Source organism: Limnohabitans sp. MMS-10A-192 (assembly GCF_003063335.1).
GTDB lineage: Bacteria > Pseudomonadota > Gammaproteobacteria > Burkholderiales > Burkholderiaceae_C > Limnohabitans_A.
On record NZ_NERX01000004.1, the window covers coordinates 259,149 to 274,105 of the forward strand.

Genomic DNA, 14,957 nt, shown 5'->3' on the forward strand with positions numbered 1-14,957 from the left:
CAAGGCGATTGAAAACCCCTTGACCCGGTCCCTTGGTGCCGGGTTTAGGATGGGTGCCAACATGATCAAAACACTGACCACCGCCCATGATTTCAAGGCCTTGCAGACCACCAGCGTCTTGTGCAAATCCGCTGGCGTGAGCCGCGGCCAATTGCGCTTGTACGAGGATGCGGGCTTGATTGCGCCCCAAAGCCGAACCGAAGCCGGTTATCGCCAATATGGCAGTGACACGCTGGACCGGCTCAAGGCAATTCGGCATCTGAAGGATCTGGGCTTCACCCTGGCCGAAATCGCGCTGTTGCTCAGCGAACGCGACCAAGGCGCTTTGGATGCATCTGCCATTCAGCGCCTGGCGGGTGCTGTTGTCGCCAAAATCGACGAGCGCATGGCTGCACTGCAAGTCATTCGGGCTTACGTGGCCCCCGTTGCCTTGGGCGACATGCGCGTGCTGCAGGATGACGATTGCAGCTTCGTGTTGACATTCTTGAGTGCTCTGTCGGGTGGTCCCGCCCAAAAGCGCGCCTGAGTCTTTATGGATCCGGCCCAGTGAAGTTTGAAAATGCTGGGGCAAATCTTCAATTTCTGTGATCCAGGAGTTGCTTTGTCCGTCGTTTCGGACTTGATCCGGGATCCATTGCACTCTGCTGGTCTTTGCAAAGGGTTGTGGTGCTCACTGGATCCCGGGTCTTCGCCCGGGATGACAAAAACAGAGCCTGCACTTTCATGTCCACTTCATCGGACCGGATCTATAACTCTCTTACTGCGCGGCCTGCAAGCCGCTCATGAAGTGGGCCGACATGCGCTCGGCGGCGGCTTCGGGCTGGCGATCGGCCAGCGCCTGAACAATCGCCTGGTGCTCGGCCAGTGACTGTTCAATCCGGCCTTCCTTGAACAGGGAGCTGTGCCGGTTGAGCTTCATCACCTTGCGCAGGTCGGCCACCATTTGGTCGCGCCAACGGTTGTCGGCGATTTCCATCAGCAGCATGTGGAAGGCTTCGTTGATCTCAAAAAAGCGATCGCGGTTGTCCATCGCTTTTTCCAGATCCTGGTGCAGGGTCTGGATCTGGGCCAGCTGGGCCTCGCTGGCGCGCTGTGCCACCACGCGGGCCGCGTCAGACTCCAGCAGGGCCAGCAGGTGGTACACGTCGCGCAAGTCTTTTTCACTCACCTCGGTGACGTATGCGCCTCGGCGCACTTTCATGGTCACCAGACCTTCGGCGGCCAGCACCTTCAGGGCTTCACGCAAAGGCGTGCGGCTGATGCCCAAGGCTTCGGCAATGCGCAGTTCGTTAATCCAGCTGCCGGGCTCCAGTTCACGCGCAAAGATGCGTTGCCGAAGCAGTTCGGCCACTTCTTCGTACAGGGCGCGGGGGGCGAGTGACAGGGCAGACATGGATAAATTCGGGTCAGTTTCTTGCTGTGGATTGTAAGCCGGTTAAAATATTCTGCATCAATAATTATGAATCACGGTACTTGTAAGCGCTTATGCAGCCATGGGCTGCCAAAATCAGCACAAGTTCTATTTGTCTCGAAAGTGGTGAGCCATGTCGTCAAAATCATTTGAATTCAACGCGTCCAACCTGGAAGCCTGGCAAAAAGCAGCGGTCAAATCCGCCCCCGGTGGCGATGTCAACGCCCTGAACTGGAAGACACCTGACGGCATCATCGTCAAGCCGCTGTACACCGCCGAAGACACGGCCAATTTGCCCTACGCCAACACGCTTCCTGGCTTTGAGCCTTTCTTGCGCGGCCCGCAAGCCACCATGTACGCCGTGCGCCCCTGGACGATCCGCCAATACGCCGGTTTCTCCACCGCTGAAGAATCCAACGCCTTCTACCGCAAGGCCTTGGCCGCAGGCGGGCAGGGCGTGTCGGTCGCGTTCGACTTGGCCACGCACCGCGGTTACGACTCCGACCACCCCCGTGTGGAAGGCGATGTGGGCAAGGCCGGTGTGGCCATCGATTCGGTCGAGGACATGAAGATCCTGTTCAACGAGATCCCGCTCGACAAAGTGAGCGTCTCGATGACCATGAACGGCGCGGTGCTGCCGGTGTTGGCAGGCTACGTGGTCGCCGCCGAAGAGCAGGGCGTCTCGCAAGACAAACTGAGCGGAACCATTCAGAACGACATTCTGAAAGAGTTCATGGTGCGCAACACCTACATCTACCCGCCCGAGCCATCGATGAAGATCATCGGCGACATCATCGAGTACACGGCCAAGAACATGCCGAAGTTCAACTCGATCTCGATCTCGGGCTACCACATGCAAGAAGCCGGTGCCAACCAAGCACTCGAGATGGCCTTCACCCTGGCCGACGGCAAGGAATACGTGAAGACCGCCATTGCCAAGGGCATGGACGTGGACGACTTCGCGGGGCGCCTGTCCTTCTTCTGGGCCGTGGGCATGAACTTCTACCTGGAAATCGCCAAGATGCGCGCAGCGCGCCTCTTGTGGTGCCGCATCATGAAGGGCTTTGATGCCAAGAACCCCAAGAGCCTCATGCTGCGCACGCACAGCCAGACCTCGGGCTGGTCGCTCACCGAGCAAGACCCCTACAACAACGTGGTGCGCACCACCATCGAAGCCATGGCGGCCGTGTTTGGCGGCACCCAGTCGCTGCACACCAACTCGCTGGACGAAGCCATTGCGCTGCCCACCGAATTCAGCTCGCGCATCGCCCGCAACACGCAGCTGATCATTCAGGAAGAGACCCACATCACCAACGTGATCGACCCCTGGGCCGGTTCTTACATGATGGAGAGCCTGACCCAAGAGATGGCCGACAAGGCCTGGGCGATCATCGAAGAAGTCGAAGCCATGGGCGGCATGACCAAAGCCGTGGACAGTGGCTGGGCCAAGCTCAAGATCGAAGCCGCTGCGGCCGAAAAGCAGGCCCGCATCGACTCCGGCAAAGACGTCATCGTCGGCGTCAACAAGTACAAGCTGGCCAAGGAAGACCTGGTGGACAGTTTGTCGATCGACAACGTCAAAGTGCGCGACGGTCAGATCGAACGCCTCAAAGCCATCCGCGCCAGCCGCGACAGCGCCAAGGTGCAAGCCGCTCTGGCGGCGCTCACCGCTTCGGCCGAATCCGGTCAGGGCAACCTGTTGGACTTGTCCATTCAAGCCGTCCGACTGCGCGCCACCGTGGGTGAGATTTCCGATGCACTGGAGTCCGTGTATGGTCGCCACCGCGCCGACACCCAAAAGGTGACCGGTGTGTACGCGGCCGCTTACGACTCGGCTGCGGGTTGGGAGCAACTGCAAAAAGAAATCGCAGAGTTCGCTGACCAGAACGGCCGTCGCCCCCGCGTGATGATCGCCAAGCTGGGCCAAGACGGCCACGACCGGGGCGCCAAAGTGGTCGCCACCGCCTATGCCGACCTGGGCTTTGACGTGGACATGGGCCCGCTGTTCCAAACCCCTGAAGAGTGCGCCCGCCAAGCCATTGAAAACGACGTGCACGCCGTGGGCGTGTCTACTCTGGCCGCTGGTCACAAGACCCTGGTGCCCGCCATCATTGCCGAGCTGAAGAAGCAAGGCGCTGACGACATCATCGTGTTCGTGGGCGGCGTGATCCCGCGCCAAGACTACGAGATGCTGTACGACGCTGGCGTCAAAGGCATCTACGGCCCCGGCACCCCGATCCCGGCCAGCGCCAAGGACGTGCTGGAGCAGATCAAGAAGGCCGTGGCCTGAACGGTCGCAGCGGGACGCCAGCGTGAGGCCTGATCAGTTGTTGCAAGGTTTGTTGCACGGCACCGCGCCGGTGCAGCGCCGCGCCATGGCCAAAGCCATCACGCTGCTCGAATCCACCCGCACCGACCACCGCGCTCTGGCCGACGAACTCCTCACGGCCATGTTGCCGCACACGGGTAATTCTTTTCGATTGGGCATCAGCGGTGTGCCGGGCGTGGGCAAGTCCACTTTCATTGAGGCGCTGGGTCTTTATTTGATCGGCCAAGGCCACCGCGTGGCGGTGCTGGCGGTGGACCCGTCCAGCACCGTGTCGGGCGGCTCGATTCTGGGCGACAAGACCCGGATGGAGCACCTGTCGGTGCACCCTCAGGCCTACATCCGCCCCAGCCCCAGCAGCGGTACTTTAGGTGGTGTGGCCGAGAAAACCCGTGAATCCATGTTGGTCTGCGAAGCCGCAGGCTACGACGTGGTCATCGTCGAGACCGTGGGCGTGGGCCAGAGCGAAACGGCTGTGGCCAATATGAGTGACATGTTTGTGCTGCTGCAACTGCCCAATGCGGGCGACGATCTGCAGGCCATCAAAAAAGGCGTCATGGAGATCGCCGATCTGGTGGTCATCAACAAGGCCGACATCGACGCCATCGCCGCCACCCGTGCGCAGCTGCAGATTACCAGCGCCTTGCAGCTGCTGGGCATGCACGCCTCATCGGGCCACATGCACGGCGACGACAGCGTCTGGCACCCCAAGGTGGTCCAGATCAGCGCGCTGTTGAACCAAGGCGTGGACAGTTTCTGGGCGGCGGTGAGCGAGTTCAAAGCCATCCAATTGAAGAACGGCCGCTTTGGCATCCGCCGCCAACAACAAGCCCTGTCGTGGATGTGGGAGCGCATCGACGCCGGTCTGAAACAAAACTTCCGGGCGCAGCCGCGTGTGCAAACGCTGCTGCCCCAACTGAGTCAACAAGTCGGAGCGGGCCAATTGGCCGCTTCGACTGCGGCCCGTCAACTGCTCAGTGCTTATGAAACGAAAAATCAAAGCGCAGAGTCAACCTGAATCTTCCTGGAGAAAAGAGAGAGCAACCATGCAAGACATCATCGAACAACTGGAAAAAAAGCGCGCTGCGGCCCGCTTGGGTGGCGGGCAAAAGCGCATTGATGCGCAGCACGCCAAAGGCAAGCTCACGGCCCGTGAGCGCATCGAAGTCTTGCTCGACGAGGGCACCTTCGAAGAGTGGGACATGTTCGTTGAACACCGTTGCACCGACTTCGGCATGGCCGACAACAAGATCCCCGGCGACGGCGTGGTCACCGGCTACGGCATGATCAACGGCCGCCTGGTGTTTGTGTACAGCCAGGACTTCACGGTGTACGGCGGCGCTTTGTCCGAAACCCATGCCGAGAAAATTTGCAAGGTCATGGACCAGGCCATGAAGGTTGGCGCACCTGTGATCGGCCTGAACGATTCGGGCGGCGCCCGCATTCAAGAAGGCGTGGCGTCTTTGGGCGGTTACGCCGAAGTGTTCCAGCGCAACGTGATGGCCTCGGGCGTGGTGCCTCAGATCAGCATGATCATGGGCCCTTCGGCCGGTGGTGCGGTGTACTCGCCAGCCCTGACCGACTTCATCTTCATGGTCAAGGATTCGTCCTACATGTTCGTGACCGGCCCGGATGTGGTCAAGACCGTGACCCACGAAGAAGTCACGGCCGAAGAGCTGGGCGGCGCCGTGACCCACACCACCAAGAGCGGTGTGGCCGACATGGCCTTCGAGAACGATGTGGAAGCGCTGCTGATGCTGCGCCGCCTCTACAACTACCTGCCGCTGAATAACCGCGAGAAGGCCCCCGTGCGCAAGAGCGGCGACCCGACCGACCGCATGGACATGAGCCTGGACACCCTGGTGCCCGAGAACCCCAACAAGGCCTATGACATGAAGGAACTCATCGTCAAGACCGTGGACGATGGCGACTTCTTCGAGCTGCAACCCGACTACGCCAAGAACATCCTGATCGGTTTTGCCCGCATGGACGGCCAGACCGTGGGCATCGTGGCCAACCAGCCTTTGGTGTTGGCCGGATGTCTCGACATCAAGAGCTCCATCAAAGCGGCCCGCTTTGTGCGTTTCTGCGATGCGTTCAACATCCCTGTCATCACCTTTGTGGACGTGCCCGGCTTCATGCCCGGTACTTCGCAAGAGTTCGGCGGCATCATCAAGCATGGCGCCAAGTTGCTGTACGCGTACGCCGAGTGCACGGTGCCGAAAATCACCGTCATCACCCGCAAAGCCTACGGCGGTGCATACGACGTGATGGCCTCCAAGCACCTGCGCGGCGATGTGAACTTCTCTTGGCCCAATGCCGAAATCGCGGTGATGGGTGCCAAGGGCGCGGTGGAAATCATTTTCCGCGAAGACAAAGGCGACCCTGAAAAGCTCGCTGCCAAAGAAGCCGAATACAAAGCCCGCTTTGCCAATCCCTTCGTGGCCGGTGCCCGTGGCTTCATTGACGACGTCATCCAGCCGCACGAAACCCGCAAGCGCATTGCCCGTTCGCTGGTCATGCTCAAAGACAAGAAGATTGAAAACCCATGGCGCAAGCACGGGAACATTCCACTGTGATCGGTACCCCGTCATGGCGGACTTGATCCGCCATCCATGGATCCCGGGTCAAGCCCGGGATGACAGATAAAAGGATTCCATATGTTCAAGAAAATTCTGATTGCCAACCGCGGCGAAATCGCCTGCCGTGTCATCGCCACCGCCCACAAAATGGGCATCCAAACCGTGGCCGTTTACTCCGAAGCCGACAAGGAAGCACGCCACGTGCAATTGGCCGACGAAGCCGTCTTGCTCGGCCCCGCGCCTTCGCGCGAGTCGTATCTGGTCGCTGAAAAAATCATCGCAGCCGCCAAGGCCACGGGCGCACAAGCCATTCACCCAGGTTACGGCTTCTTGAGCGAGAACACCGAGTTCGCCAAGCGCTGCGAAGACGAAGGCATCGCCTTCATTGGCCCCAAAGCCCACTCGATTGCGGCCATGGGTGACAAGATCGCGTCCAAGAAATTGGCCAACGAAGCCAAGGTCAACACCATCCCCGGCTACAACGACGCGATTGACACCGCCGAGCAGGCGGTCGAGATTGCCAAGGGCATCGGCTACCCCGTCATGATCAAGGCTTCGGCCGGTGGTGGTGGCAAGGGCCTGCGCGTGGCCTTCAACGACAAAGAAGCCTTCGAGGGCTTCACCTCTTGCCGCAACGAAGCGCGCAACAGCTTTGGCGACGACCGCGTGTTCATCGAGAAATACGTGCTCGAGCCCCGCCACATCGAGATCCAGATCCTGGGCGACAGCCACGGCAACGTGGTGTACTTGAATGAGCGCGAGTGCTCGATCCAGCGTCGCCACCAGAAGGTGATCGAAGAGGCACCATCGCCTTTCATCTCGGACGCGACCCGCAAGGCCATGGGCGAGCAGGCCGTGGCCCTGGCCAAGGCCGTGAAGTACCAGTCGGCTGGTACGGTCGAGTTCGTGGTCGGCAAAGACCAGGACTTCTACTTCTTGGAGATGAACACCCGCCTGCAGGTGGAGCACCCGGTCACCGAGTGCATCACCGGCTTGGACCTGGTGGAGCAGATGATCCGCGTGGCCGCTGGCGAGAAACTCTCGTTCGCGCAAGCCGACGTCAAGCGCGACGGCTGGGCCATCGAGTGCCGCATCAACGCCGAAGACCCCTTCCGCAATTTCTTGCCATCGACAGGCCGCTTGGTGCGTTTCCAAACGCCCAAGCAAACCATGTTCCAGGGCAACACCAGCGCCTTGCAGGGCGTGCGTGTGGACACCGGCGTGCAAGACGGCGGTGAGATCCCGATGTTCTACGACTCGATGATCGCCAAGCTCATCGTGCACGGCAAAGACCGCAATGAGGCCATTGCCAAAATGCGCGAAGCCCTGAACGGCTTTGTGATTCGCGGCATCAGCTCCAACATCCCCTTCCAGGCCGCTTTGCTGGCGCACCCCAAGTTCGTGACGGGCGAGTTCAACACTGGCTTCATTGCCGAGCACTATGCCCACGGTTTCCGTGCCGAAGACGTGCCGCACGATGACCATGACTTTTTGGCCGCCTTGGCCGCCTTCGTGCGCCGCAAGTCGCGCGAACGCGCTGCGGGCCTGAGCGGTCAGCTGCCCGGTTACGACGTCAAAGTCGGCCAAGACTACACCGTGGTCGAACTCGGCCAAGGCGGCAACAACCGCTATGTGCAGGTGCATGTGGACGAGTTCGTCGGCAAGTCCGGCGTGGCGCAGATCACCGTGGACGGCAAGACCTACGCGATCGAGAGCAACTCGCGCCTGAACGACATCCGCATTGAAGGCACTTGCAACGGCAAGCCCTTTACGGCACAGGTTGAGCGCGGCACCGTCAAAAACCCGCTGGCTTTGCAGGTCCAGCACAACGGCACCCGCATCGAAGCGCTGGTGATGTCGCCCCGCATGGCCGAGCTGCACAAGCTCATGCCTTTCAAGGCACCACCGGACCTGAGCCGCTACGTGATTTCGCCCATGCCTGGCCTCTTGGTCGAGGTGTCGGTGCAGCCTGGCCAGAAGGTGCAAGCCGGTGAGCGCGTGGCGGTGATCGAAGCCATGAAGATGGAAAACGTGCTGTTCGCGGCGCAAGACGGTGTTGTGAAGAAAGTGGTCGCTGCCAAAGGCGAGTCGCTCACGGTGGACCAGATGATCGTGGAGTTCGAATAAATGACACGTCCTTTCAAGGTCTTGGGCATTCAGCAAATCGCCATCGGCGGGCCTGACAAGGCCCGCCTGCAAAAGCTCTGGGTCGACATGTTCGGCCTGGAGGTGACCGGCACCTTCAAAAGCGAACGCGAGAACGTGGACGAAGACATCTGCGCCATCGGCACCGGCCCCTTCAAGGTCGAGGTTGACCTGATGCAGCCGCTGGACCCCGAGAAAAAGCCCGCTGTGCACACCACGCCACTCAACCACATTGGCTTGTGGATTGACGACCTGCCGGTCGCGGTGGAATGGCTCACATCGCAGGGCGTGCGCTTTGCGCCCGGCGGTATCCGTAAGGGCGCGGCCGGTTTTGACATCACGTTTTTGCACCCCAAGGCGAACGACGAGTTCCCGATTGGCGGTGAGGGCGTGTTGATCGAGCTGGTGCAGGCACCGGCTGAAGTGGTCAAGGCCTTTGCGGCTTTGGCGGCCAACGCACATTGATGAGGTGTCGGACCTGAAGGTCCGATCAGCCAGAAGGTGTCATGCCCGCGAACGCGGGTATCCATGATGGCCGAAGCCATGGACCCCCGATCAAGTCGGGGGTGACACAGGCTTGCGTTGGGCGGACGAATCCGCTGAAGCCCTCCAGCCCTTGTGACCCTCTTGACCCCGCGCCCGTCAGACCCCGGTCTGGCGGGCTTTTGCTTTGGCGAGTGCCGCTTCGATGATGGCGCGTTTGCGGTCCACCTCGGGCGTGCTTTCGGTGCCCTTGGTGTGGGCGGCCAAATCGGCCAGCTTGTGCTCGGCTTTGGCCTGCAGCTGCTTTTGGTGGGCCTGATCTTCACGCACCAGGCGTTGCTGACGCGAGGCGTAGCGCTCGCGTGCGGTGTGGGCTTGCTCGGCTGACCAGGCGGCCCAGCCAGTTTTTTCGCCAGTGACGTTCTCCAACTGGATGCAATCGACCGGACACACCGGGATGCACAGCTCGCAGCCGGTGCACCAAGGCTCGATCACGGTGTGCATCAGCTTGTTGGCTCCCAAAATGGCATCGGTGGGGCAGGCTTTGATGCACAAGGTGCAGCCGATGCACCAAGTCTCGTCGATGATGGCCATTTGGCGGGGGCCTTCTTGACCGTGCTCGGGGTTCAGCGGCACCACCGGCTGTTTAGTCAGTTGGGCCAGCCGCTCGATGCCCGCTTGGCCGCCTGGTGGGCATTGGTTGATGGCCGCCTCGCCACGTGCCATGGCCATGGCGTAACTGGCGCAGTCGGGGAAGCCACAACGCGTGCACTGCGTTTGCGGCAGCGCATCGTTCAGGCATTGAAAAAGCGCCTGGATCTCAGGCGCTGTTTCTTGGGAGGTGGGCATGGGCCTCAGGCTTTTTTCTTGGGCTCAACCCAGCTGGTCTTGACGGCCGGCGTGCTGGCTTTGGCCGCTGGCTTGGCCACGACTTTGGCCTTGCTGCTGGCCGCTGCCTTCACTGGGGCCTTGGCTGCGGGCTTGGCGGTGGCTTTGGTGGGCGCTTTAGGGGCCGCTGGTTTGGCCGCCTCCACTTTGGCTTGGACGACAGGGGCCGTTTTGACAGCCTCGGCTTTGACCGGAGTGGCTTGCACGGGTGCAGCTTTGACCACGGCTTTGGCTGCAGGTGCAGCGTGGCCCTTGATGAAATTCACCACCTGTGGGTACACGATGGTGCGCCAGCGGCTGCCGCTGAAGATGCCGTAGTGGCCAGCGCCTGGCACTTCCAGGTGCAGGCGGTCGCTGGCGGACACACCGGTGCACATGTCTTGCGCAGCGCGGGTCTGGCCCGAGCCCGAGATGTCGTCCAGCTCGCCTTCCACCGTCATCAAGGCGGTGCCTTTGATGTCCTGTGGGCGCACGCGTTCGACTTTGCCGTCCACGCCCTTGACATCCCAAGTGCCGTTGACCAGTTTGAAGTCCTGGAACACGGTCTGGATGGTTTCCAGGTAGTAATCGGCGTCCATGTCCAGCACGGCGTTGTACTCGTCGTAGAACTTGCGGTGGGCTTCGGCGCTGGCGTCGTCACCCTTGATCAAGTCCTTAAAGTAGTCGTAATGGCTGGTGGCGTGGCGGTCGGGGTTCATGGCCACAAAACCGGTGTACTGCAAGAAACCGGGGTACACACGGCGACCGGCGCCAGGGAAGTTGGCCGGCACGCGGTAGATCACGTTGTTCTCGAACCACTCAAAGCTCTTATTGGTGGCCAGGTTGTTCACCGAAGTGGGCGACTTGCGCGCATCGATCGGACCGCCCATCATGGTCATGGTCAGCGGGGTTTTTTCGCCACGGCTGGCCATGAGCGACACGGCGGCCATCACGGGCACGGTGGGCTGGCACACGCTCACGATGTGGCAATTGCCGTAAATGGACTGCAGGTGGCGGATGAATTCCTGCACGTAGTTGATGTAGTCGTCCAGGTGGAATTCACCTTCGGACAGGGGCACCAAGCGGGCGTTTTTCCAGTCGGTGATGTAGACCTTGTGGTCTTGCAGCATGGTCTTGACGGTGTCGCGCAGCAAGGTGGCGTAGTGGCCCGACAAAGGGGCCACGATCAAGACGGCAGGCTGGGCCTTGAGCTGGGTCAGGGTGGCGGGATCGTCCGAGAAGCGTTTGAAGCGGCGCAGCTCGCAAAAAGGCTTGTCGATCTCGATGCGTTCGTGGATAGCCACGTCGGTCTTGTTGACCTTGACGGTCTGGATGCCGAATGCTGGCTTCTCGTAGTCTTTGCCCAGGCGGTGCATCAGGGCATAACCGGCCGACACGCGTTGCGCCAAAGGGGTCTGCGAAATGGGGCTCAGCGGGTTGCTGTAGAGCTTGGCTGCGGCCTGCGCGAGATCGGAAAAAGGTTCCATGATCGAGCGCTGTGTTTCGAAGATCTGGTAGAGCATGTGACAGTTTCCCTTGTGACGTGACCAAGATATGGTGCGGTGCAGCAATCCTACAGGACTTGGCGCCAAATTTTTCGAGTGTTCTCCCTAATCGGGTGTCGACTCGGCGACCCATGAAAAAACCGCCCTGAAAAGGGCGGTTTTGGGGGCGTGGTTTGAACCCGCGATGGCTCAGACCACCTTGGCAATCGCCTGGCAGACGTAGTCGATGTTTTTGCTGTTGAGCGCAGCCACGCACATGCGGCCGGTGTCGGTGCCGTAGACGCCGAATTCGGAGCGCAGACGCACCATCTGGTCCTTGGTCAGGCCAGAGTAGCTGAACATGCCAATTTGGGTGGTGATGAAGCTCATGTCTTGCTGGACGCCAGCCGCTTTGAGGCTGTCCACCAGTTTTTGGCGCATGGCCTTGATGCGAACGCGCATTTCGGCCAATTCGCTTTCCCACTGGGCGCGCAGCTCGGGGTTGTTCAACACGGCTGCCACCACCGCGCCACCGTGGATGGGTGGGTTGGAGTAGTTGGTGCGGATCGCGATTTTGAGTTGCGACAGCACGCGGCCAGCTTCTTCCTTGTCAGTGGCCACCACCGACAGGGCACCCACGCGCTCGCCGTACAGGCTGAAGCTCTTGGAGAACGAGGTGGACACAAAGATGTTCAGGCCCGCAGCCACAAACTTGCCAATCACAGCGCCGTCCTCTTGGATGCCGTGGCCAAAGCCCTGGTAGGCCATATCCAGGAAGGCTGTCAGGCCCTTGGCTTTCACGACGGCGATGACCTGGTCCCACTGGGCGTCGGTGATGTCGTAACCAGTCGGGTTGTGGCAGCAAGCGTGCAAGACCACGATGGTGCCTGCAGCGGCCGCGTTCAGGCTGGCCAACATGCCCTCGAAGTTGACGCCGCGCTTGGCCGCGTCGTAATAGGCGTAGCTGTCGACCTCAAAACCGGCGTTCACGAAGATGGCGCGGTGGTTTTCCCAGCTAGGGTCAGAAATCAACACTTTGGCGTTGGGGCTGACTTTTTTCAGGAAGTCGGCACCGATTTTCAGGCCGCCCGTGCCGCCAATGGCCTGCACGGTGGACACGCGGCCGGACTTGACCACGTCGGAGTCGGCGCCAAACACCAAGGCCTTGACGGCGTTGTCATAGGCCACGATGCCGTCGATCGGCAGGTAACCACGGGCCGAAGGGGTGGACATCATGGTTTTTTCGGCGGCCTGCACGCATTGCAGCAGGGGCAGCTTGCCGTTGTCGTCGAAATACACACCCACGCCCAGGTTGACCTTGTTGGGGTTGGTGTCGGCGTTGAATTGTTCGTTCAGACCCAGGATCGGGTCGCGGGGGGCCATTTCGACGGCAGAAAACAGAGACATGAAAAGTCCTTGGGAATTGTTCAGGTGTGGCGGGAAACCCGTTCCTCGGTTAGGCTTTCGGGTTGTCCCTGATTTTAACGGCCTGCATGGCCCTCCCGATGACCGAGCTCACTGAAGTTTCCTCCGCCCCTGCCGCAGGCCAATTTGTCAGCTACCCAGGCTCGCCTTTTGAGCTGTTTCAGCCTTACCCGCCTGCAGGTGATCAACCCACGGCCATCGAGCAGCTGGTCGAGGGCGTGCACGACGGCGAGGTGTTCCAGACCCTGCTGGGTGTGACCGGCTCGGGCAAGACCTTCACCATGGCCAATGTGATCGCTCAGCTGGGGCGGCCCGCCATTGTGTTTGCGCCCAACAAGACCCTGGCCGCGCAGCTGTACAGCGAGTTCCGCGAGTTCTTCCCCAAGAACGCGGTCGAGTACTTCGTCAGCTACTACGACTATTACCAGCCCGAGGCCTATGTGCCCCAGCGCGACTTGTTCATTGAAAAAGACTCGGCGATCAACGAGCACATCGAGCAGATGCGCTTGTCGTGCACCAAAAGCATCATGGAGCGGCGCGATGTGGTGATCGTGGCCACGGTGTCGGCCATTTACGGCATTGGCGAGCCCGAGAGCTACCACCGCATGATCATGACGCTGCGCACCGGCGACAAGCTGGGCCAGCGCGATGTGATCGCCCAGCTGATCCGCATGCAGTACCAGCGCAACGACATGGAGTTCTCGCGCGGCAAATTTCGTGTGCGCGGCGACACCATCGATGTGTTCCCGGCCGAGCACTCCGAGCTGGCGATCCGCATCGAGTTGTTCGATGACGAGATCGAAAGCTTGCAATTGTTTGACCCCCTCACGGGCCGCATCCGGCAGAAGATCCCGCGTTTCACGGTCTACCCGTCGAGCCACTATGTGACGCCCCGCGACAAAGTGCTGGCGGCGGTGGAGACCATCAAGCTGGAGCTGGACCAGCGCCTGAAAGAACTGGTCGGCATGGGCAAGCTGGTGGAAGCGCAGCGGCTGGAGCAGCGCACCCGGTTCGATCTGGAGATGCTGTCCGAAGTGGGGCACTGCAAGGGCATCGAGAACTACACCCGGCATTTGTCGGGCGCAGCCCCCGGTGACCCGCCCAGCACCCTGACCGATTACATGCCGCCCGACGCCATCATGTTCCTGGACGAGAGCCACCAGATGATTGGGCAGCTCAATGCCATGTACAACGGCGACAAGGCGCGCAAAACCACGCTGGTGGAATACGGCTTTCGCCTGCCCAGCGCACTGGACAACCGACCGCTCAAGTTCGAAGAGTTTGAAAAGCGCATGCGCCAGTGCATCTTTGTCTCGGCCACGCCAGCCGATTATGAAAAGACCCACGCGGGCAAGGTGGTGGAGCAGGTGGTGCGGCCCACCGGCCTGGTCGACCCGCAGGTCGAAGTGCGTCCCGCCACCCACCAAGTGGACGATGTGCTGCAAGAAATCCGCATCCGTGCCGACAAGCACGAGCGGGTGCTGATCACCACGCTCACCAAGCGCATGGCCGAGCAGCTCACCGATTACCTGAGCGACAACGGCGTCAAGGTGCGTTATTTGCACAGCGATGTGGACACGGTGGAGCGGGTGGAAATTTTGCGCGACCTGCGCTTGGGGGTGTTCGATGTGCTGGTGGGCATCAACTTGTTGCGCGAGGGCATCGACATCCCCGAGGTGTCGTTGGTGGCCATCCTGGACGCGGACAAAGAAGGTTTCTTGCGTGCCGAGCGCAGCCTGATCCAGACCATCGGCCGGGCGGCGCGCAACCTGAATGGGCGCGCCATTTTGTATGCTGACCGCATCACCGAGTCCATGAAAAAAGCCATGGGCGAGACCGAGCGTCGGCGCATCAAGCAATTGGCGCACAACGAAGCCATGGGCATCACGCCCAAGAGCATCGTCAAGAAGGTGCGCGACCTCATCGACGGCGTCTACAGCGAAAAATCAGGCAAAGAGGCCGAGCGCCTGGAGCAGGCCGCGCTGCAAAAGGCCAAGGTCGAGGACATGAGCGAGAAAGACATCGCGAAGGCCATCAAGCAGCTCGAAAAGCAGATGATGGAACATGCCCGCAATCTGGAATTCGAAAAAGCGGCGCAGGTGCGGGACCAGCTGACCATTTTGAAAGAGCAGGCGTTTGGGGCCACCGGGGGCGACAACATCGTGCCGCTGATCAGGGCTTGACCGTTCGCCCTGCCCTTGCAAGGCAAAGGAAAGGGCAGGGCAGGGCAGCGC

General features: G+C 60.7%; 11 protein-coding genes. 7 read left to right on the forward strand and 4 right to left on the reverse strand.

Annotated elements, in window-relative coordinates:
- Window positions 1-61: 61 nt before the first annotated feature.
- Entirely contained in the window at window positions 62-526 is a 465-nt protein-coding gene (locus B9Z43_RS10505; RefSeq protein WP_158270103.1) for a MerR family transcriptional regulator, read from the forward strand.
- A 231-nt stretch (window positions 527-757) separates the two neighbouring features.
- Here B9Z43_RS10505 and B9Z43_RS10510 read toward each other — a convergent pair whose 3' ends face one another.
- Entirely contained in the window at window positions 758-1,393 is a 636-nt protein-coding gene (locus tag B9Z43_RS10510; RefSeq protein ID WP_108325190.1) for a GntR family transcriptional regulator, read from the reverse strand.
- Between the two features lie 151 nt (window positions 1,394-1,544).
- Here B9Z43_RS10510 and scpA point away from each other — a divergent pair, with 151 nt between their 5' ends.
- The 5 genes from scpA to B9Z43_RS10535 all read left to right on the forward strand — a co-directional run bounded on the left by scpA (window position 1,545) and on the right by B9Z43_RS10535 (window position 8,929).
- On the forward strand, window positions 1,545-3,701 hold the full coding sequence (gene scpA, locus B9Z43_RS10515; RefSeq protein ID WP_108325193.1) for a methylmalonyl-CoA mutase: 2,157 nt from the start codon (window positions 1,545-1,547) through the stop codon (window positions 3,699-3,701).
- A 22-nt stretch (window positions 3,702-3,723) separates the two neighbouring features.
- A complete protein-coding gene (meaB, locus tag B9Z43_RS10520) occupies window positions 3,724-4,755 on the forward strand; it encodes a methylmalonyl Co-A mutase-associated GTPase MeaB (protein WP_108325195.1) in 1,032 nt (343 codons plus the stop codon).
- A 28-nt stretch (window positions 4,756-4,783) separates the two neighbouring features.
- The gene (locus B9Z43_RS10525) at window positions 4,784-6,316 is read left to right on the forward strand and encodes an acyl-CoA carboxylase subunit beta (protein WP_108325197.1); all 1,533 of its coding nucleotides are present in this window, start codon (window positions 4,784-4,786) and stop codon (window positions 6,314-6,316) included.
- Between the two features lie 81 nt (window positions 6,317-6,397).
- Window positions 6,398-8,446 (forward strand): acetyl-CoA carboxylase biotin carboxylase subunit, encoded by a 2,049-nt coding sequence (gene accC, locus B9Z43_RS10530; protein WP_108325200.1) that lies wholly within the window; start codon window positions 6,398-6,400, stop codon window positions 8,444-8,446.
- Window positions 8,447-8,929 (forward strand): VOC family protein, encoded by a 483-nt coding sequence (locus B9Z43_RS10535; RefSeq protein ID WP_108325202.1) that lies wholly within the window; start codon window positions 8,447-8,449, stop codon window positions 8,927-8,929. It abuts the gene before it with no gap.
- Window positions 8,930-9,106: 177 nt separating this feature from the next.
- Here the strand turns inward: B9Z43_RS10535 and rsxB are convergent, their stop codons facing one another.
- The 3 genes from rsxB to B9Z43_RS10550 all read right to left on the reverse strand — a co-directional run bounded on the left by rsxB (window position 9,107) and on the right by B9Z43_RS10550 (window position 12,705).
- On the reverse strand, window positions 9,107-9,796 hold the full coding sequence (gene rsxB / locus B9Z43_RS10540; protein WP_108325204.1) for an electron transport complex subunit RsxB: 690 nt from the start codon (window positions 9,794-9,796) through the stop codon (window positions 9,107-9,109).
- A gap of 5 nt (window positions 9,797-9,801) precedes the next feature.
- Complete coding sequence (locus B9Z43_RS10545; RefSeq protein WP_108325207.1) at window positions 9,802-11,337, reverse strand: polyhydroxyalkanoate depolymerase; 1,536 nt, start codon at window positions 11,335-11,337, stop codon at window positions 9,802-9,804.
- Between the two features lie 171 nt (window positions 11,338-11,508).
- Window positions 11,509-12,705 carry an amino acid aminotransferase gene (locus B9Z43_RS10550; RefSeq protein ID WP_108325209.1) on the reverse strand — a complete coding sequence of 399 codons (1,197 nt, stop codon included), beginning with the start codon at window positions 12,703-12,705 and terminating at the stop codon, window positions 11,509-11,511.
- Window positions 12,706-12,803: 98 nt separating this feature from the next.
- Between B9Z43_RS10550 and uvrB the strand changes: the two genes are divergently transcribed.
- On the forward strand, window positions 12,804-14,906 hold the full coding sequence (uvrB, locus tag B9Z43_RS10555; RefSeq protein WP_108325211.1) for an excinuclease ABC subunit UvrB: 2,103 nt from the start codon (window positions 12,804-12,806) through the stop codon (window positions 14,904-14,906).
- Window positions 14,907-14,957: the final 51 nt, after the last annotated feature.